This window comes from Endomicrobium proavitum, from assembly GCF_001027545.1.
Taxonomy (GTDB): domain Bacteria; phylum Elusimicrobiota; class Endomicrobiia; order Endomicrobiales; family Endomicrobiaceae; genus Endomicrobium; species Endomicrobium proavitum.
In genome coordinates this window covers 898,635-916,634 of the sequence record NZ_CP009498.1, presented here as the reverse complement: position 1 = coordinate 916,634, position 18,000 = coordinate 898,635, and the positions used below count along the sequence as shown (strand labels likewise).

The 18,000-nt window shown below is 40.7% G+C and carries 14 protein-coding genes and 1 pseudogene; all 15 read left to right on the top strand.

The window, feature by feature from the left end:
- Positions 1-3 precede the first annotated feature (3 nt).
- The 15 genes and pseudogenes from Epro_RS03840 to Epro_RS03770 all read left to right on the top strand — a co-directional run bounded on the left by Epro_RS03840 (position 4) and on the right by Epro_RS03770 (position 18,000).
- Positions 4-519 (top strand): HAMP domain-containing protein, encoded by a 516-nt coding sequence (locus tag Epro_RS03840; protein ID WP_052570669.1) that lies wholly within the window; start codon positions 4-6, stop codon positions 517-519.
- A 14-nt stretch (positions 520-533) separates the two neighbouring features.
- Positions 534-2,102, top strand: a complete 1,569-nt coding sequence (gene nadB, locus Epro_RS03835; RefSeq protein ID WP_202812867.1) for an L-aspartate oxidase — start codon at positions 534-536, stop codon at positions 2,100-2,102.
- Positions 2,103-2,225: 123 nt separating this feature from the next.
- Positions 2,226-5,042: an excinuclease ABC subunit UvrA gene (gene uvrA / locus Epro_RS03830; protein WP_052570667.1), complete on the top strand. Its 2,817-nt coding sequence runs from the start codon at positions 2,226-2,228 to the stop codon at positions 5,040-5,042.
- Between the two features lie 124 nt (positions 5,043-5,166).
- Complete coding sequence (pal, locus tag Epro_RS03825) at positions 5,167-5,652, top strand: peptidoglycan-associated lipoprotein Pal (RefSeq protein WP_052570666.1); 486 nt, start codon at positions 5,167-5,169, stop codon at positions 5,650-5,652.
- Between the two features lie 30 nt (positions 5,653-5,682).
- Positions 5,683-6,441, top strand: coding sequence for a tetratricopeptide repeat protein (locus Epro_RS03820; protein ID WP_052570665.1), 759 nt, complete (start codon positions 5,683-5,685; stop codon positions 6,439-6,441).
- Positions 6,425-7,084 carry an energy transducer TonB gene (locus tag Epro_RS03815; RefSeq protein ID WP_052570664.1) on the top strand — a complete coding sequence of 220 codons (660 nt, stop codon included), beginning with the start codon at positions 6,425-6,427 and terminating at the stop codon, positions 7,082-7,084. The genes Epro_RS03820 and Epro_RS03815 overlap by 17 nt, the downstream gene beginning before the upstream one ends.
- A 3-nt stretch (positions 7,085-7,087) precedes the next feature.
- Positions 7,088-8,380: a Tol-Pal system beta propeller repeat protein TolB gene (gene tolB / locus Epro_RS03810; RefSeq protein WP_052570663.1), complete on the top strand. Its 1,293-nt coding sequence runs from the start codon at positions 7,088-7,090 to the stop codon at positions 8,378-8,380.
- A gap of 22 nt (positions 8,381-8,402) precedes the next feature.
- Complete coding sequence (locus Epro_RS03805; RefSeq protein ID WP_052570662.1) at positions 8,403-9,026, top strand: MotA/TolQ/ExbB proton channel family protein; 624 nt, start codon at positions 8,403-8,405, stop codon at positions 9,024-9,026.
- A 3-nt stretch (positions 9,027-9,029) separates the two neighbouring features.
- A complete protein-coding gene (locus tag Epro_RS03800; RefSeq protein ID WP_052570661.1) occupies positions 9,030-9,437 on the top strand; it encodes an ExbD/TolR family protein in 408 nt (135 codons plus the stop codon).
- An 11-nt stretch (positions 9,438-9,448) separates the two neighbouring features.
- On the top strand, positions 9,449-10,843 hold the full coding sequence (locus Epro_RS03795) for a PHP domain-containing protein (protein ID WP_052570660.1): 1,395 nt from the start codon (positions 9,449-9,451) through the stop codon (positions 10,841-10,843).
- A gap of 26 nt (positions 10,844-10,869) precedes the next feature.
- Positions 10,870-11,325: a cyclic nucleotide-binding domain-containing protein gene (locus tag Epro_RS03790; RefSeq protein ID WP_052570659.1), complete on the top strand. Its 456-nt coding sequence runs from the start codon at positions 10,870-10,872 to the stop codon at positions 11,323-11,325.
- 4 nt (positions 11,326-11,329) lie between these two features.
- A complete protein-coding gene (locus tag Epro_RS03785; protein ID WP_052570658.1) occupies positions 11,330-12,373 on the top strand; it encodes an AI-2E family transporter in 1,044 nt (347 codons plus the stop codon).
- Between the two features lie 42 nt (positions 12,374-12,415).
- Complete coding sequence (glgB, locus tag Epro_RS03780; RefSeq protein ID WP_052570657.1) at positions 12,416-14,332, top strand: 1,4-alpha-glucan branching protein GlgB; 1,917 nt, start codon at positions 12,416-12,418, stop codon at positions 14,330-14,332.
- A 43-nt stretch (positions 14,333-14,375) separates the two neighbouring features.
- Positions 14,376-16,240, top strand: a pseudogene (gene nuoF / locus Epro_RS03775) (NADH-quinone oxidoreductase subunit NuoF).
- The gene (locus Epro_RS03770; RefSeq protein ID WP_052570656.1) at positions 16,237-18,000 is read left to right on the top strand and encodes an NADH-dependent [FeFe] hydrogenase, group A6; all 1,764 of its coding nucleotides are present in this window, start codon (positions 16,237-16,239) and stop codon (positions 17,998-18,000) included. Before nuoF ends, Epro_RS03770 begins: the two are co-directional and overlap by 4 nt.

The window sequence follows — 18,000 nt, the reverse complement described above, 5'->3', positions numbered from 1 at the left end:
TGAATGTTAAGAAAAAAGTATTTGGTAAAACCTAAACTTCAGTGGCGATATTTTGTTATTTTAGCGTTAATAATGGCTGTTTTAGGCGTGCTCGGTTATTACGCGTTTTTAAATTCTTTAGTTTCCACGCCGGGCATTGAACAGTTAAGTTCCGGAACCATTAAAAGTTTTAAAAGCGCTTACTCTAACGGTTTTTTCTGGGTTATTTTTGTTTTTGCTGCTGTTGTTTTAGTTTACAGTATTTTCTATTTTCACAGGCTTATAGGACCTCTGTTTTTCTTTGAGAAAGTAATGAAAAAACTTTCCGACGGAAATGTCAGCATGAATGTTCACTGGAGAAAAAGAGACGAAACCAAAGAACTTGCCGAATTGATAGATGCGGCAATAAAAAGCACAAGGGTTTCCGTTTTAAGCGATAGGAAAAAAGTAAAAGAAGCGATAAAAGCCATGGATGCCAAAGATACTAAAAAAGCAAAAAAACTTTTACAAGGCGTTACAAAGTGGTGTAAAACGCAATAATAAACAGAAAAATAATGATACGCTCAGATTATTTAATTATAGGAAGCGGCATTGCCGGATTGAGTCTTGCGCTTAAAGCAAGCCAAAAAGGCAGTGTCGCTTTAATAACAAAAAGAAAACTTTACGACTCCGCCACGGGCAAAGCTCAGGGCGGCGTGGCGTGCGTTACGTCTAAATCCGACTCTTTTGAAAATCATATTAAAGACACTATTGTTGCCGGCGCCGGACTTTGCAATGTTAAAGCCGTAACAAATATGGTTACCGAAGGCCCCGCAAGAATTAAAGAGCTTATAAAGCTCGGCGTAAAATTTTCTAAAAAAGATTACTCCGATTCCGAATTTGAACTAGGGCTTGAAGGCGGGCACAGCAAAAGAAGAATTTTACATGCCGGCGATATGACGGGTAACGAAATAGAAAAAGTTTTAATAGAAAATCTTAAGAAACAATCCAATATACAAATATACGAAAATCACACTGCGGTAGATTTAATAATTGACAAAAAAACAGGCGATTGTCTTGGCGCTTCTGTTTTTATAAATGATAAAAACGAAACGGAAATTTTCCAATCTAAAATTACCGTTCTTGCTTCCGGCGGCGCGGGTAAAACTTATCTTTACACTTCAAACCCCGGCGTAGCTACAGGCGACGGCGTGGCAATGGCTTACAGAGCCGGCGCAAAAATTTCCAACATGGAGTTTGTGCAGTTTCATCCTACGTGTTTATACAACCCGGATGCAAAATCTTTTTTAATTTCCGAGGCTGTTCGCGGCGAAGGCGGAATTTTACGTCTTAAAAACGGCGAAACGTTTATGGAAAAATACAGTTCGCTAAAAGAACTTGCGCCGCGCGACATAGTTGCGCGCGCCATAGACAGCCGGTTAAAAGCGCGTGGGGAGAATTTCGTTTATCTTGATATTACCGCTAAAAGCAGAGATTTTCTCGTCAAAAGATTTCCGAATATTTACGCGAAATGTCTTGAATACGGCATAGATATTTCAAAAGACATGATTCCCGTTGTTCCCGCAGCGCATTTTTTCTGCGGCGGCGTTACCGTGGACGAAAACGGAAAAACCACAATACCAAATCTTTACGCAATAGGGGAAACGGCGTGTTCCGGGGTTCACGGAGCAAACAGGCTTGCGTCTAATTCTCTTCTTGAAGGCATAGTTTACGCTCACAGAGCGTTTGAAGATTCGCAAAAACTTTTAAATAAAAATTATACGGAGTTAGACGTTAAACTTTTAAATAATTCGCGCGGGCAAAAAGATTCCACGGCTTTTCTTCAAGATTGGAACGAATTAAGACGCTTAACGTGGAACTATCTTGGAATTTCCCGTTCGAATGAAAGACTCGGCAAGGCTATAAAAAGAATAGAAATTTTAAAAGAAGAAATAGACGAGTATTTTCAACATTCTGCTATTACGGTAGATATAATTGAAGTTAGAAACATAGTAGCCGTAGCGGAAATGATAGCGCGTTCCGCAAGTTTGAGAAAAGAAAGCAGAGGCTTGCACTATAATACCGACTATCCGTTTACGGCGCCGGAAGCTAAAGATACGGTTATAACGGCGCAACAGCAGTGAAACGAAAATTACGAATTACGAATTGTCGTGCTGCGCAAAGCGCAGCTTATAAATAGATTTTGCTTTGCAAAACATATAAATGCGTAATTTGTAATTAATAATTGTTGTTTAAAGAGGTTTTTTATGGACATAATAAAAATTCGCGGGGCGCGGCAGCATAATTTAAAAAATATAGATTTGGATATTCCGAGAAACAAACTTGTTGTAGTTACCGGTTTGTCGGGCTCGGGAAAGTCGTCGCTTGCGTTTGATACTATTTACGCCGAGGGGCAGAGAAAATACGTAGAATCTTTGTCGGCTTACGCAAGGCAATTTTTAGACCTTATGGAAAAGCCCGACGCGGATATTATAGAAGGGCTTTCGCCCGCAATATCTATTGAACAGAGAAACCCGTCGCACAACCCGCGTTCTACCGTAGGAACCGTAACCGAAATTTACGATTATATGAGACTTCTGTTTGCAAGAATCGGCGTGCCTCATTGCCCCGAGTGCGGCAAGGAAATTAAACCGCAGTCCGCGCAGCAGATTATAGACGAAATAATGAAATTTCCGGACAACACTCTCGTGCAAATTTTGTCGCCTCTTGTAAAAGCAAGAACCGGCACTTACGAAGAACTTTTTGCGCGTCTTGCAAAAAGCGGATACACAAGAGTGCGCGTTGATAAACAGATTTATTCGCTTGAAGAAAAAATTAAATTAGACAGATATAAAAAGCATACCATAGACATTGTGGTAGGCAGAATAAAAATTTCAAAAGACGCGCGCTTAAGAGTTGCGGATTCCGTGGAGACGGCGCTCAAAGAATCAAAAGGTTTAGCGATTGTAACGGTTTCGGATAAAAGCGGAAAAACCATTTCCGAAAACGTTTACAGCGAGAAATACGCATGTTCTGACTGCGCGGTAAGCCTTCTTGAAATAGAGCCGCGTCTTTTTTCTTTTAACACGCCCTTTGGCGCGTGTCCGGAGTGCGGCGGTTTGGGAAACAAAATAGAAGTGGACGAAAATTTAGTTGTCCCAAACAAAGAGCGTTCCGTAAAACAAGGCGCAATTATTGCTTGGTCGGAACCTATTACAACAAAAACCAACAGATGGAAAGGCTCGTGGGGCGGATACTATTGGGAACTTTTATCGCAGGCGGCAAAAGAAAATAAAATTCCAACAAACGTTCCGTGGAAAGATTTAACGCGCAACCAGCAAACAATTCTTCTTTACGGAAAAGACGATTTTGAAGGCGTAATAACAAACATTAAACGCAGATATACCGAAACGGAATCCGACTTTGTAAAAGAAGAAATCTATAATAAATACATGGGCGTTAATATCTGCCCTTTGTGCAAGGGAAAAAGGCTTAAAAAAGAAGCTCTTTCCGTTTTAATTAAAGGAAAATCCATAGCCGATATTACGGCAATGTCCATTGAAAAATCTCAAAACTTTTTTGCCGAAATCAATCTTGGCGAAAAAGATAAAATTATAAGTAAAACAATTTTAAAAGAAATAAAAGAGAGAGTTAAATTTTTAAATAACGTTGGGCTGGGATATTTAAGTCTTGACAGAGAAAGCGGAACTCTTTCCGGCGGAGAAGGGCAGAGAATTCATCTTGCAACGCAAATAGGTTCGGGGCTTACCGGCGTTCTTTACGTGTTAGACGAACCGTCAATAGGGCTTCACCAGAGAGACAACGATAAACTTCTTGAGACTCTTTTAAGATTAAGAGATTTGGGAAACTCTTTAATAGTAGTAGAGCATGACGAAGACACCATGAAAGTTGCCGATCATATAATAGATTTAGGTCCCGGCGCAGGCGTTCACGGCGGACACATAATTGCCGAGGGCAGTTTGAAAGACGTAATGAACAATAAAAAATCTCTTACCGGACGTTATCTTAAAGGCGATATTCAAATTCCGCTGCCTAAAAAAAGAAAACAGCCTTCGGATAAATGGCTTACAATAGAAGGCGCAAAACAGTTTAATTTAAAAAATGTTGACGTCCACATTCCGATAGGACTTTTTACCTGCGTTACCGGAGTTTCCGGCAGCGGTAAATCTACGCTGGTGCACGAAATAATTTATAAAAATCTCGCAAACAAAATTTACGGGTCAAAAGATTTGCCCGGAAAGTTTAAAAGCATGGACGGCGTTGAAAATATTGATAAAGTTGTAATTGTGGATCAGTCTCCCATAGGAAGAACGCCGCGCTCAAACCCAGCCACTTACACCGGCTCATTTGGAATTATAAGAGATTTGTTCGCGCAGCTTCCGGAATCTAAAGCCAGAGGTTATTTGCCCGGACGTTTTTCTTTCAACGTTAAAGGCGGAAGATGCGAAAATTGTCAGGGCGACGGAACTTTGAAAATAGAGATGCAGTTTTTACCTGACGTTTACGTAAAATGCGATGTCTGCGACGGAAAACGCTTTAATGAAGAGACGCTTCAGATAAGATATAAAGGTAAAAATATCAGCGAAATTTTAGAAATGACGGTTGAAGAAGGCGTGAAATTTTTTGAGAATTTTTCCACACTTAACAGAATTTTAAAAACCCTTGACGACGTAGGTTTGGGATATATAAAAATAGGGCAGCAAGCCACAACGTTATCTGGCGGCGAAGCGCAAAGAGTAAAACTTGCCGCGGAACTTTCAAAAAAAGCCACCGGCCGCACAATTTATATTCTTGATGAGCCAACTACCGGACTTCACTTTGCCGACGTCGGCAAACTGCTTGAAGTTTTGCAGAGGCTTACATATGCCGGCAACAGCGTTATTGTAATAGAGCATAATTTAGACGTCATAAAAACCGCGGATTGGATTGTAGATTTAGGTCCCGAAGGCGGCGAGCGCGGCGGAAAAGTAGTAGCCGAAGGTTCGCCTGAAGATATTATGAAAGTTAAAGAATCTTTCACGGGTCTTTATCTTAAAGAACACGTCAGAAAACATAAGCTTTAACGGCGGCGGCAGTTGTTGACTCGTTCTGTTATAAAATGTAAAATATACTATTATAGGTGTTGCAAAACAAAGCATATATAGGTGTTGCAAAACGAAGCATAAATTTATACACGGGAGTTATATTATGAAAAAAATTCTTTTGTTGGCAATGTTTGGCGTTTTGGTGTTTGCTGCAGGCTGTAAAAAAGGCGACGTTCAGCCGGGAAGCGGCGCGGACAGTTCGGGAACCGTTGATACTTCCGTAGAACCTACTTACAGAGGCGAAACGGAAACAAATCCTAATTTAAAAACCATACGTTTTGATTTTGACAAAAGCGAACTTTCGGCTTCCGCTATTGAAACATTGAAAGATAACGCAAAATGGCTTTTGAAAAATCCTAAAGTAAACATAGTAGTTGAAGGCCATACCGACGAAAGAGGAACCACGGAATATAATCTTACTCTTGCGCAGCGCAGAGCTTCAACTGTTCGCCAATATTATATACAGCTTGGCGTTGCCGGAAACAGAATAGCTACAATTTCCTACGGCGAAGAAAAACCGGCTAACCCGGCTTCCAACGAAGCGGCATGGTCTGAAAACAGAAGATCCGAATCAAAGAATCAAAAATAATAATTAAAAAAATATTCATTGGGTGTTAATATGAAAAAATATATTTTGCCTGCCGTATTATTAGTTAGCGTATTTGCAGTTTCCGGATGCGTTCCCGCAAATTCAAAAGATTTAACTCAGTTGCGCGACGAAGTTTCGCAGATGCAAATAAATTTTAGCGAGCTGCAAACCAGAAATGCGGATTTATCTCTCAAAACAGATTCCGCCACCGGAAATTCCGACGTGTTAAACGAAACGGTAAAAGATATTCAAAATAAAATTCTTATACTTACGCAAAAAGTTCAGGCGCTTGAAAATGAAATAAGAAACAGCCAGAGCGCAAAAATTGTGGACGCTTACGATTTATCCGCGGCTACAAATACCGCTCCTAATCTTGCGCCGGCGGCGCCATTGGCTCAAGTTTCTCCCGTAAGCGTTTATCAAACCGCATACAGCGATTACGCCCGAGGAAAATACGATTTATCATATCAAGGTTTTAAATCTTTCATTGAAAAATTCCCGTCTTCGGAGCTTGCCCCTCAAGCGCAGTTTTATATGGGCGAGTGCATGTATTCCCTAAAAAACTGGGACAGAGCCGTTGAAGAATACAAAAAAGTTGAAAAAAATTACAAGTTGTCGGATTTAACAGTAACCGCAAAACTTAAAACAGCTCTTAGTTATGAGGCTTTAGACAAGAAAAGCGACGCGTTAAATATTTTCGCTTTGATAGTTAAAGACTATCCTCAGAGTTCGGAAGCTCTGACGGCAAGAGAAAAAATCAGAGCGTATAGTGATGTTAAAAAGAGATAATACAGATTCGTTAATTAAATATCTTGCGATTGCAATCGCATTGCATTTGACGGCAGTTCTCATATATGAAATACACCGCATAAGGCATAATCGTGTTTTTATGTCGGTACCGATAGAGGTTTCTTTTTTTACTCCGTCTGTGCAGCGCGCAGACCCGGCTCCCGTTGCGCCTAAGGAAGAACCTAAAAAGCAGCAGCCGAAAGAAGAACCGCCTAAAAAAGGCGACGTTGCCGTAAAAGACAAATCTAAGAAGCCGGAAAAATCCAAGCCGGTAGATAATACCCCTAAAACACAACAGTCGGAAACAAAACCTACTAATGAAGTCGCAGGTTCGCAATACGGCGGATTGTCGTTAGACACTCAAGATTTTAAATATGCGTATTACACTAACACCGTTGTGCGAAAAATAGGAAGATTTTGGCAGTGGACGGAAAGTTACGGAAAGCTTAGAGCTGTAGTGTTTTTTAGAATACTTAAAAACGGAGCCGTTGTTGATATAAAAGTTACGGACTCGTCCGGCGATTCCGGTTATGACAGAAACGCCGCGCGCGCCATTGAGCTTGCAAGTCCGTTTGCTCCTCTTCCGGAAGATTACGAGAAAGATTCTTTAGGCGTTTATTTTGAGTTTAAATACAGGAATTAAAAAATGAAAAAAATTTTAGCTTTGGCGTCGTTAGTTTTGTTTTTCGCTTCGTCGGTTTTTGCGCAGGGAGACATTTATTTGTCTCTTTCCGCTACCGGAAGCAGGTCTGACATTGCAATTCAGTCGTTTAGCTATTCCGACGGGCTTGACGAAAGCGCAAGCAACGCGGCGGTTTTAAAAGAAGCCGTAGAAAACGATCTTATTCTTTCAAGATATTTCAACATTATTTTGGGCGATCCTTCAAAAAATATACCTTTTGCGCAGCAGCTTGAATTTTGGGATAAAAAAGGCGCGTCGGTTTTGCTTGGCGCCGACATTGTAAAAACTTCAGACGGACAGTTTACTACGGAAGCTAAACTTTACGACGTTATGTCCGGACAGGTTATTTGGAAACAAAATTATACCGCTAAAAAAGCGGACTCAAGAACTATAGCGCATTCAATAAGCGACGAAATTATTCGCCGTTTCACGGGCGAGCGCGGCATAGCCGGTTCAAAAATAGTTTTTGTAAACAACAGCACAAAAAATAAAGAGCTGTATATTGTAGATTATGACGGACACAATTTGAGAAGGCTTACAAAAGACGGTAAAATAAATCTTTTGCCGAAGTGGTCGCCGGACGGAAGCGGAATAATATACACCAGCTACATATATAACAATCCGGATTTAATGTTTTTAGATCTTGAGAAAAATAAGAGAAGCGTAATTTCAAAATATACGGGGCTTAACGCCACGGGCTCTTTTTCTCCGGACGGAACAAAAATTATTCTTACCCTTTCTCGCGGCAAAGCTCCAAACTTATATCTTATAACGCCCAAAGGCGAAATATTGCGCAGACTTACCGACGGCGCGGCAATAGATACAAGCGCGACGTTTGCCCCGAACGGTCAGGAAATAGTTTTTATATCGGACAGACCGGGTTATCCGCAGCTTTACATAATGAACGTTGAAGGCGGAAACGTCAGAAGGCTTACCACTTCGGGATATTGCGATTCTCCGGCGTGGTCCCCGAGAGGAGATAAAATAGTTTTCACTATGAGACAGCCCGGCGGAAACTACGATTTATACGTTTACGATTTGCCCACGGCAAAAGTTACAAAACTCACAAACGGACAAAGAAACAACGAAAACCCCACATGGTCTCCCGACGGCAGATTTGTGGTATTTTCTTCAAACAGATCCGGAAAGAGCGAAATATACATAATGGCTATAGACGGTTCCGGAACCAGAAAACTTGCGGCAATGCCGGGAAGTTCGTTTACTCCGTCGTGGTCTCCAAATTTAAGCGACAAATAAAAAAATATAAAGAGGTGGAACAATGTTTGCCGGTAAAAGCGTTTTTGCAATAATTTGGATGGGCGGCTGGCCGTTTTGGATTTTAATAGGCGCGTCGGTTTTATCTATAGCCGTAATTATTTTAAAGCTTATGGAATTTAAAAACAAATCTAAAGTTACAAGAAAAACTTTTATAAACCAAATTTTAGAAAAGCTCAGAAAGAAAAATGTTGACGGCGCAATTAATTTGTGCGACAACACGTTGTCCCCTATGGCTCCGGTGGTTAAAGCCGGTCTTGACGCTTATTCAAGCAAGGAAGGAACTCCCGGCGAAGCTATGGATAGAGAAATTAAAATTCAAACTATTATTCTTGAAAAATATACGACTATTATCGGAACAATAGGAAGTATCGCGGTTTACATAGGCTTGCTTGGAACGGTTATCGGAATTATTAAATCTTTTAAAAATATAGCGCAGGTAGGCTCCGGCGGAATTTCGGTAGTTATCGGCGGAGTGTCGGAATCTCTTATAGCAACTGCGGCAGGTCTTGCGGTGGCAATTCCTGCGGTTATAGCTTACAACTTTTTGAGCAAAACTATAGATAATTTCGTGGTAGATATGGAATACAGCGCGTCTGCCGTAGAAGACTTTATATCGGGGAAATAAACGATGAAATCCTCCAGAGGCAAAAGCAAAGTAGTATCTGAAATAAACATAACTCCGTTTACCGACGTAATACTTGTGCTTCTCATAATTTTTATGATAACAACCCCAATGCTTATGCAGCCGGGGATAAAAGTAAATCTTCCAAAAACCGCCACTACCGACAGCGAAGATTCAACAAACGTTGAAGTTCTTATCACAAGAGACGGGTTTGCTTACATACAGGGCAAACAAATTCATTCTTCAAACGTTGAACAGACCATAAGGCAGCTGCTTGCAAAATCTCCGGATAAGCCGATAGTTATAAAAGGCGATAAAGACGTAAAATACGATTATATCATGCAGTTTATGGATAAAGCAAAAATTGCCGGCGCCACAAAGTTTGCTCTTGCCGTTGACAATAAAATGAAGTAACGGAGGTCGTTGTGATAAGAAAGTTAAAACGCGCCGTAAAAACTCAAGCCGTTGATACCGTCGGCGTTAAATCAAAAAATAATAACACTGCTCTTAACTGGCTGCTGCTGTTGTTGTGTTTTATTGCGGGTTCAAGCCTGCTGTTTTATTCTCCGATGTTTTTATACGATTTAATTTCCGGCGCCAAAACTCCTAATTTTTCTTTGCAATGGCCTGTAATCAGATTTTTTATAGAACCATATTACGCGTTTACGTATTACGCTCTTACATTAAACAGAAATTTTTATCAGCCTGCGGTTATATCGTGGTTTGCATGGGTTATAGTTTTAATTTTAATTTATTGCAAAGTGTCCGCTAAAACCGTTAAACAAACTATTGTAAAAGTTTTTTACGGCGTGTTGTTTTTGCTTTCCGCTTTTGTGCTTACCGCAATGCTTCCTCTTGAAGGAGCTAAACTTATAAAGCCGGCCGGTTTTATTGCCGTTGACACGCATTCGCATTCTCTTTATTCTCATGACGGCGTTGCCGCTCCCGCGTCAAATCTTACGTTTCACAATAAACACGGATACGATTCGTTTTTTATAACAGAACACGCCGTTTCGTCAAGCCTTGAACAGTTCCCTCAAAATGTTGTAAATAAAAAAGTTTTCCCGGGCGTTCAAATGCAGACCAGCGACGGAATATCTCTTGTTCTTCTTGCTCAAAAAAAGTTTGACGCAAGCAATTTCAGAGGCAAAACTACCGAAGAGCTTATAAGTTTGGCTCATGAAAACGGCATGATTGCCATTGTTCCGCATTGGTGGAAATGGCACAAGTTTACTTTTGAAGAGTTGCGCGATATGGGCATAGACGGTTTTGAAATTTATAATTGCGGATACAGATATTTTGACGAAACCGAGCAGCGCGCGCTTATTAATTTTGCAAAACAAGACGGGCTTTTAATGTTTGGCGTTACCGACTGGCACGGCTGGGGGTATATGACCGACGTTTGGACTGTTTTTAAAGGTTCTAAAAACGTAAACTTAAGAGACCAGCTTATAGAAAACCCCGATATAAGCGTAATACTTTACAGAGAAAAGCAAAGCTCGGATATCGGCAGATTTATTTTTGAACCTTTTGCGGCGTTCTATTATTACGTTAAAAACGCAGAGACGATTTATCTGTTTTCTTTTATGTTTTGGTTTGCCGTTTTGTTTTTACTTCTTACCGGCAAAGTTTCAAAATATATAACGCGCAATTTGCCTTTTGCAATGTCCGTATTTTTTGCGGGCGCGACGGCGTTTTATATAAATATTGCGTCTGATGTTATGAGCAGATTTATTTTTCTTACGGTAGCGCCTATACTTGCGCTAATTTGCGTTTTATGGTTTGTTGTATGGATAATAAATAAAAAAGCAGCTAAATAGAAACCGTTCAAACGGAGACGCAGTTTATGATAAAACAAATCTTAAAAAATCTTTTTATTGATTCCGCTTTAAAAGAGGATGTTCAGTTTTTAAAAAAGATTGAGCTGTTTCAGGGCGTTCACGATAAAGCGCTTGCAAAAATAGCTTTGATAGTTTTTAAAAAAACTTACGCCGTCGGCGATAAAATTTTTAAAATTAAACAGGAAGCCAACGTAGTTTACATAATAAAAGAAGGCGAAATAAAAATAAGCAGCGCCAGCTCCGATAAAATTTTAGGGGCTGAAGATTTTTTCGGCGAAATTGCGCTTTTTGAAAATAAAAAACATGACTCTTCTGCAACGGCTGTAAAAAAATCCGAGCTCTATCTTATATACAGAGTTAAGCTTGACGACTTGGTTGACTCCGACATTAAGACCGGTTTTAAGATAATGAAAAATCTTTCAAATATATTCGCCACAAGACTTAAGTGTTTGGAATTATAAAACTATGATGACGGAATCGTCTAAAAATAAAGTTTTTATTTTGTCTGTTTTAATTTTTGTGGCAGTGTGCCTGTTTTTATATTTTGCAAAAGGCATACTTGCCCCGTTTTTGCTTGCCGCATTTTTAACTTATCTGCTTTCGCCTCTTGTTACAAAAATACAGTCTTACGGTTACAGAAGATGGGTTGGCGTAGCCGTTATTGCGGCTATATTTTTGGCGTTTATAGCCGCGCTTTTAATAATTTTTATTCCTATATTTCTTGAAGAAATAGACAAACTTTCCGTAAATATTCCGACATATTATAATTCCTTAAACGGTTTGCTTGTCCGCTTGAAAGAAAATGCCGAAAGCGCTCTTCCGATGCTTAAAGAATATAACGTTGCGGATATAGTAATTGATAAAGTTAAAAACATATCTATCGGGGCAGCTCAAAGAATTCCGCAATATGTTGTGAGCATGTTTTCAATATTCTCACTATTTGTTTTAATTCCGCTGCTATCGCTTTTTATGCTTTTGGGCGGAGAAAAAACCGTTCAGTCAATAGTTGAGTTTGTGCCTGAAAAATTTGTTGAAACTATACTGGCCGTAATTTATGAAATAGATTCGGTGCTTGGCAGATTTATAAGAGGGCAGCTTATAGAAGCTTCGTTTGTCGGCGTAATGTCTGTTGCCGCATTAAGTATTTTTAACGTGAATTTTGCGCTTATAATAGGGTTGACGGCAGGAGTGGCAAACTTGGTGCCTTACGCCGGGCCTACGGTAGGTCTTTTAATTGCGTCGGCGGTTGCTCTTATACAATATCAAAGCGTGGAAATTCTTTTTAAAGTAATACCCGCTTTTCTTATAATACAATTTTTAGATAATAATTTTGTTCAGCCTTTTGCCGTAGGGCAGAATGTAAACTTAGGTCCTGTAACAATGATTTTTGTGATGCTTGCGGGCGCGCAAATTTTCGGTTTTTTAGGAATAGTTTTTGCGGTTCCCGTGGCGGCAATAATAAAAACTATTTTTGTAATGCTTTTTAAAAAGTATAAGAACGCAATATAGCGGCAAAAATTCAATTTGAATTTGCAGTTCAAAGGCGGCCGTATGGAAAATAAAGTTCAGACTTTTTCGCTTTTGACGGAAGACGACATTCATTTGTTTCGCGAAGGCAGCCATTTTAGGCTTTATGAAAAAATGGGCTCTAAACTTGTTTCCAAAGACGGCGTTGACGGCGCATATTTTTGCGTGTGGGCGCCAAATGCAAAAAGCGTTTGCGTAACCGGAGATTTTAATTCTTGGAGCAGGCAGTCTCATCCGCTTATTTTGCGCTCCGACGGCTCCGGAATTTGGGAAGGTTTTATTGCCGGTCTTAAACAAGGCGACGCTTACAAATATTTTATAACTTCAAACTTTAATAACTACTCGGTAGAAAAAGCCGACCCCTACGCATTTCATTTTGAAACTCCAAAAAAAACCGCATCAAAACTTTGGAAACTTGATTATTCATGGAGCGATTCCGTTTGGATGAATTCAAGAAAACAAAAAAACGCAAATAATGCTCCCATATCTATTTACGAAGTTCATCTCGGTTCGTGGCGCAGAAAGCCGGAAGATAACGACAGATATCTTACTTATACGGAAATTGCAGATTCTCTTGCGGACTACTGCCGCGATATGGGGTTTACGCATGTAGAACTTTTGCCCGTCATGGAGCACCCTTTTGACCCGTCGTGGGGTTATCAGAGTTTAGGATATTTTGCGCCTACGTCCCGTTTTGGAACTCCGCAGGATTTTATGTATCTTGTGGATAAACTTCACCGCGAAAAAATAGCCGTAATTTTAGACTGGGTTCCCTCGCATTTTCCGTTTGACGAGCACGGGCTTGCTTTTTTTGACGGCACGTGTCTTTACGAACATGCCGATAAAAGACAGGGTTTTCATCCGGACTGGAAAAGCGCAATTTTTAATTACGGAAGAAATGAAGTAAAAGATTTCTTAATTTCAAGCGCGCTTTTTTGGCTTGATAAATATCACATTGACGGACTAAGGGTGGACGGCGTTGCGTCTATGCTGTATCTTGATTATTCAAGAAAAGAGGGCGAGTGGCTTGCGAATAAATACGGCGGCAAAGAGAATCTTGAAGCGATAGAATTTATAAAACGCTTAAATCATGTGGTTTACGAAAATTATGACGGAGTGCAAACTTACGCCGAAGAATCAACGTCGTGGCCTATGGTTTCAAAGCCTACGTATCTTGGTGGTTTGGGGTTTGGATATAAATGGAACATGGGCTGGATGAACGACGTTTTAAGTTACATGCAGGTAGATCCTGTTTTTAGAAAATATCATCACGGGAAACTTACATTTAGCTTTATTTACGCTTTCAGCGAAAATTTTGTTTTGCCTTTTTCGCACGACGAAGTTGCAAACGGCAAAGGTTCGTTAATATCAAAACTTCCCGGAGATAAATGGAGACAGTTTGCCAATTTGCGCGTTTTGTTTGCGTATATGTATTCGCACCCCGGTAAAAAACTTTTGTTTATGGGCGGAGAGTTCGGACAATTCAAAGAGTGGGATTTTAACGGCAGTTTAGACTGGCACCTTTTGGCGTATCCTGAAAATTCAGGGGTGAAAAAATTTGTCAGAGATTTAAATTCCGTCTATAAACAAAATCCGGCGCTGTTTGAAAACGATTTAAGCTGGGAAGGTTTCAGCTGGGTGGACGCCAACGATTCCGACAACAGCATAATTACTTTTATCCGCAAAGCTCCAAAAGCCAAAGAAGCGGTGCTGTGCATATTTAATTTTACGCCTATCCCGCGGCACAATTATAAAATAGGAGTAGATTATAAAGGCAAATGGGAAGAAATACTCAACAGCGACGCCAAAGAATATTTTGGCAGCGGAGTAGGAAATCTCGGATTTAAAGAAACTAAAGATTTTGGCGCGCATGCGAAGCCTTACAGCCTTGAAGTTTCCATACCGCCGCTTGCCGCTGTTTTTTTTAGATATAAGTATTAAGCGATAAACTGTAAAAATAAAATTATTTATAACGGAGCAGAAAATGTCTTCCCCAACGGACGCGTTAAAAATTAAAGTTGAGAAATCAAAACAAGAGCTGGAAAAAACCGGATACTTTAAACCGGTAAAAATTTTTGTAGGCTCGGCAACTTGCGAGAATGCCGCCGGCGCGCAAAAAGTTTACGAAGTTTTTTCCGATGCTCTAAAAAACGGTTCGGACTTTTTTTTAACTAAAAAGGGATGCGCCGGAAGATGCAATCTTGAGCCTACCGTAGAAGTTTATTTTGAAGGCAAAAAACCTGAAAATTACGTGCATGTAAACGAAGAAAAAGCGCGCGAAATAATTGACGGTTTAAAAAAGGTTAAAAAATGACAAAACGACATATTTTTGACAACTTTCAAAAAACTTTTGCAGACGAAAAATTTTTTCTGCAGCAAACCCGCGTTGCGTTAAGAAATTGCGGACTTATAGACCCTGAAAATATTTACGATTATCTTTATAATGCGCAAGGTTATAAAGCTCTTGCAACGGTTTTGGAAACAATGAAGCCGCAAGACGTTGTTGAAGCCGTAAAAAAGTCCGGCATTCGCGGACGCGGCGGCGCCGGTTTTCCTACAGGTTTAAAATGGGAGTTTACCGCTAAAGAAAAAAATTCTGAAAAATATATAGTGTGCAACGCCGACGAGGGCGACCCCGGCGCGTTTATGGACAGAAGCGCAATTGAAGGCGACCCTCACAGCATAGTTGAAGGAATGCTTATCGGCGGATATGCCGTAGGAGCTTCTAAAGGCATAGTTTATATAAGAGCGGAATATCCTCTTGCCGTGGAGCGTTTGGAAAAAGCGTTTGTTGCCGCAAGACAGGAAGGGCTGCTGGGTAAAAATATTTTAGGTTCAAAATTTAGTTTTGACATAGAAATAAGGCTTGGCGCCGGAGCATTTGTTTGCGGCGAAGAAACCGCGTTGATAAATTCCATAGAAGGCAAGCGCGGAATGCCGCGTCCGCGCCCGCCGTTTCCGGCGGTCAACGGAGTTTTTGGAAAGCCGACTCTTGTAAATAACGTTGAAACATGGGCTAATATACCGGCGATATTTCTTGAAGGCGCCGATTGGTTTTCTTCCATAGGAACTGAAAAATCTAAAGGCACAAAAGTTTTTGCGCTCGCCGGAAAAATTAAAAACACCGGTCTTGTTGAAGTGCCTATGGGCACAACTTTAAGACAAATAGTTTACGATATCGGCGGCGGAATTCCTAATAATAAAAAATTGAAATCAGTTCAAACCGGCGGACCTTCCGGAGGATGTCTTACCGAGAAATTTTTAGATACAAGCATAGATTACGAATCTCTTGCCGCGGCTGGTTCTATAATGGGTTCCGGCGGAATGATAATTATAGACGAAGATTCCTGCATGGTAAATCTTGCGAAATATTTTATTGAGTTTACGCAAAGCGAATCTTGCGGAAAGTGCGTTCCGTGCCGCGAGGGCACCACGAGAATGTATGAGCTTCTTACAAGAATTACCGAGGGAGAAGGCAAAGACGGCGATATAGAACGTCTTGAAAATTTGGGCGATATGATGAAAAAATCTTCGCTTTGCGGTTTAGGACAGTCGGCGCCAAACCCGGTTTTAAGCACAATTAAAAATTTCAGACAAGAGTATGAAGAACACGTGCTGCTGAAAAAATGCAGAGCTAAAGTTTGCGAAAAACTTGTTGATTACGTTATCAACGATAATTGCGTAGGCTGCGGCGCGTGCAGAAGAGTTTGTCCGGCTGAAGCTATAGAGGGAGCGGTCAAAGCAAAGCATTACATATATAAAGCAAAATGCGTTCACTGCACGAGATGTTTTAAAACGTGTAAATTTAACGCTGTTGATAAAGCTTCCGGTTTGGAGAATACGAAATGATAAAAGTTTACATAAATGACAGACCTTACGACGTTGTTGACGGTATAACTATAATGCAGGCCGCCACAACGGCAGGATATAAAATTCCAAGTTTGTGTTATCACCCCAGACTTTCCACATACGGCGGCTGCCGCGTTTGCATAGTTGAAGTTGAGGGAATTAAAAATTTTGTGGCGTCGTGTTCTTATCCGGTTAAAGAGGGAATGAAAATTCACACAAATACCGAGGCTATAAGAAAAGCGCGCAAAGAAATAGTGGAGCTTATTTTAGACAATCATCCGCAAGACTGCAACGTTTGCATGAGAAACGGAATGTGCGAGCTGCAAAATTTAGCGCGCACGGTCGGCGTGGAAACAAGAGATTTTGAGGGCGCAAGAAAAAAATACGATAAAGATAACGCTTCGCCTTGCGTAACAAATAATCAGGAAAAATGTATTCTCTGCGGACGCTGCGTTCGCACATGCGCCGAGATACAAAATATTCACGCTATAGATTTTGTAAACCGCGGAATTAACACAAAAATTTCGCCCGCGTTTAACGCGTCTTTTAAAGACAGCGTTTGTTCTAATTGCGGTCAGTGTATAAACGTTTGCCCAACGGCAACGCTTATGGAACACAATTATATTAAGGAAGCGTTTGCCGCTTTAAATGATAAATCAAAAATTAAAATAGCTCAAATTGCGCCGTCGGTACGCGCGGCTATCGGCGAATATTTCGGCATAAAACCTGGGCAAAACTGGGAAAAAGAAACCGCCGCAGCTTTAAGAAAGCTCGGTTTTGATTACGTTTTTGACACGCAGTTTGCCGCCGATTTAACCATAATGGAAGAGGCGAGCGAGTTTTTAGACAGACTTAAAAACGGCGGCGTTTTGCCGATGATAACTTCTTGTTCTTCGGCGTGGATGAAAGCTATGGAACAGTTTTATTCCGATTTAATACCAAACGTTTCAAGCTGCCGTTCGCCAATGTCTATGTTAAGTTCAATAACAAAAACGTATTTTGCAAAACAAATAAATGCCGATCCTAAAAATATTGTAAATATTGCGTTTATGTGCTGCGTGGCAAAAAAATACGAAGCAGCCCGTCCGGAGCTTGAAATAGACGGCATGCGCACGACGGATTATTCTCTTACCACAAGAGAGCTAGGCTGGATGTTAAAATCCGCCGGCATAGATTTGCCGACGTTAAAAGGCGAAGAATTTGATTCTCCGCTGGGGCAGTCTTCGGGCGCGGCTACAATTTTCGGCGCCACGGGCGGCGTTATGGAAGCGGCTCTTCGCACGGCTTATGAGTTTGCAACGGGAAAAACTTTAGAAAATATAGATATAAAAGAAGCCCGCGGAATTGCGGGAATAAAAGAAGGGAAAATAGACGTAGGCGGCACGGAAATACGCTTTGCCGTAGCAAGCGGTCTTGGCAACGCGTCTAAAGTTTTAAACGAAGTCAGAAAAGATAAAAACAAATATCACTTTATTGAAATAATGGCGTGCCCCGGCGGTTGTATCGGCGGCGGCGGGCAGCCTTACGCTGGGCTTGGTTCCCAGCCGTTTGATATAGGTTTGTTAAAGTTAAGAGCGCAGGCGCTTTATAATTGCGATGTCGCAAAAGTCATTAGAAAAAGCCACGAAAATCCGGACATACAAAAACTTTATAAAGATTTTCTCGGCAAGCCTTTAGGCGAAAAGGCGCACAAACTTTTGCATACGCATTACAAGCAACATTTTCCCGTTGGCATTTTACCTAATAAAAACAAAAGTTAA

Bases quoted from the DNA above. Each gene is read 5' to 3' on its own strand.
- Epro_RS03840 (WP_052570669.1), top strand. From the start codon at position 4: ATGTTAAGAAAAAAGTATTTGGTAAAACCTAAACTTCAGTGGCGATAT.
- Epro_RS03805 (WP_052570662.1), top strand. From the start codon at position 8,403: ATGTTTGCCGGTAAAAGCGTTTTTGCAATAATTTGGATGGGCGGCTGG.
- Epro_RS03800 (WP_052570661.1), top strand. From the start codon at position 9,030: ATGAAATCCTCCAGAGGCAAAAGCAAAGTAGTATCTGAAATAAACATA.
- tolB (WP_052570663.1), top strand. From the start codon at position 7,088: ATGAAAAAAATTTTAGCTTTGGCGTCGTTAGTTTTGTTTTTCGCTTCG.
- pal (WP_052570666.1), top strand. From the start codon at position 5,167: ATGAAAAAAATTCTTTTGTTGGCAATGTTTGGCGTTTTGGTGTTTGCT.
- Epro_RS03790 (WP_052570659.1), top strand. From the start codon at position 10,870: ATGATAAAACAAATCTTAAAAAATCTTTTTATTGATTCCGCTTTAAAA.
- glgB (WP_052570657.1), top strand. From the start codon at position 12,416: ATGGAAAATAAAGTTCAGACTTTTTCGCTTTTGACGGAAGACGACATT.
- Epro_RS03785 (WP_052570658.1), top strand. From the start codon at position 11,330: ATGATGACGGAATCGTCTAAAAATAAAGTTTTTATTTTGTCTGTTTTA.
- Epro_RS03770 (WP_052570656.1), top strand. From the start codon at position 16,237: ATGATAAAAGTTTACATAAATGACAGACCTTACGACGTTGTTGACGGT.
- uvrA (WP_052570667.1), top strand. From the start codon at position 2,226: ATGGACATAATAAAAATTCGCGGGGCGCGGCAGCATAATTTAAAAAAT.
- Epro_RS03815 (WP_052570664.1), top strand. From the start codon at position 6,425: ATGTTAAAAAGAGATAATACAGATTCGTTAATTAAATATCTTGCGATT.
- Epro_RS03820 (WP_052570665.1), top strand. From the start codon at position 5,683: ATGAAAAAATATATTTTGCCTGCCGTATTATTAGTTAGCGTATTTGCA.
- nadB (WP_202812867.1), top strand. From the start codon at position 534: ATGATACGCTCAGATTATTTAATTATAGGAAGCGGCATTGCCGGATTG.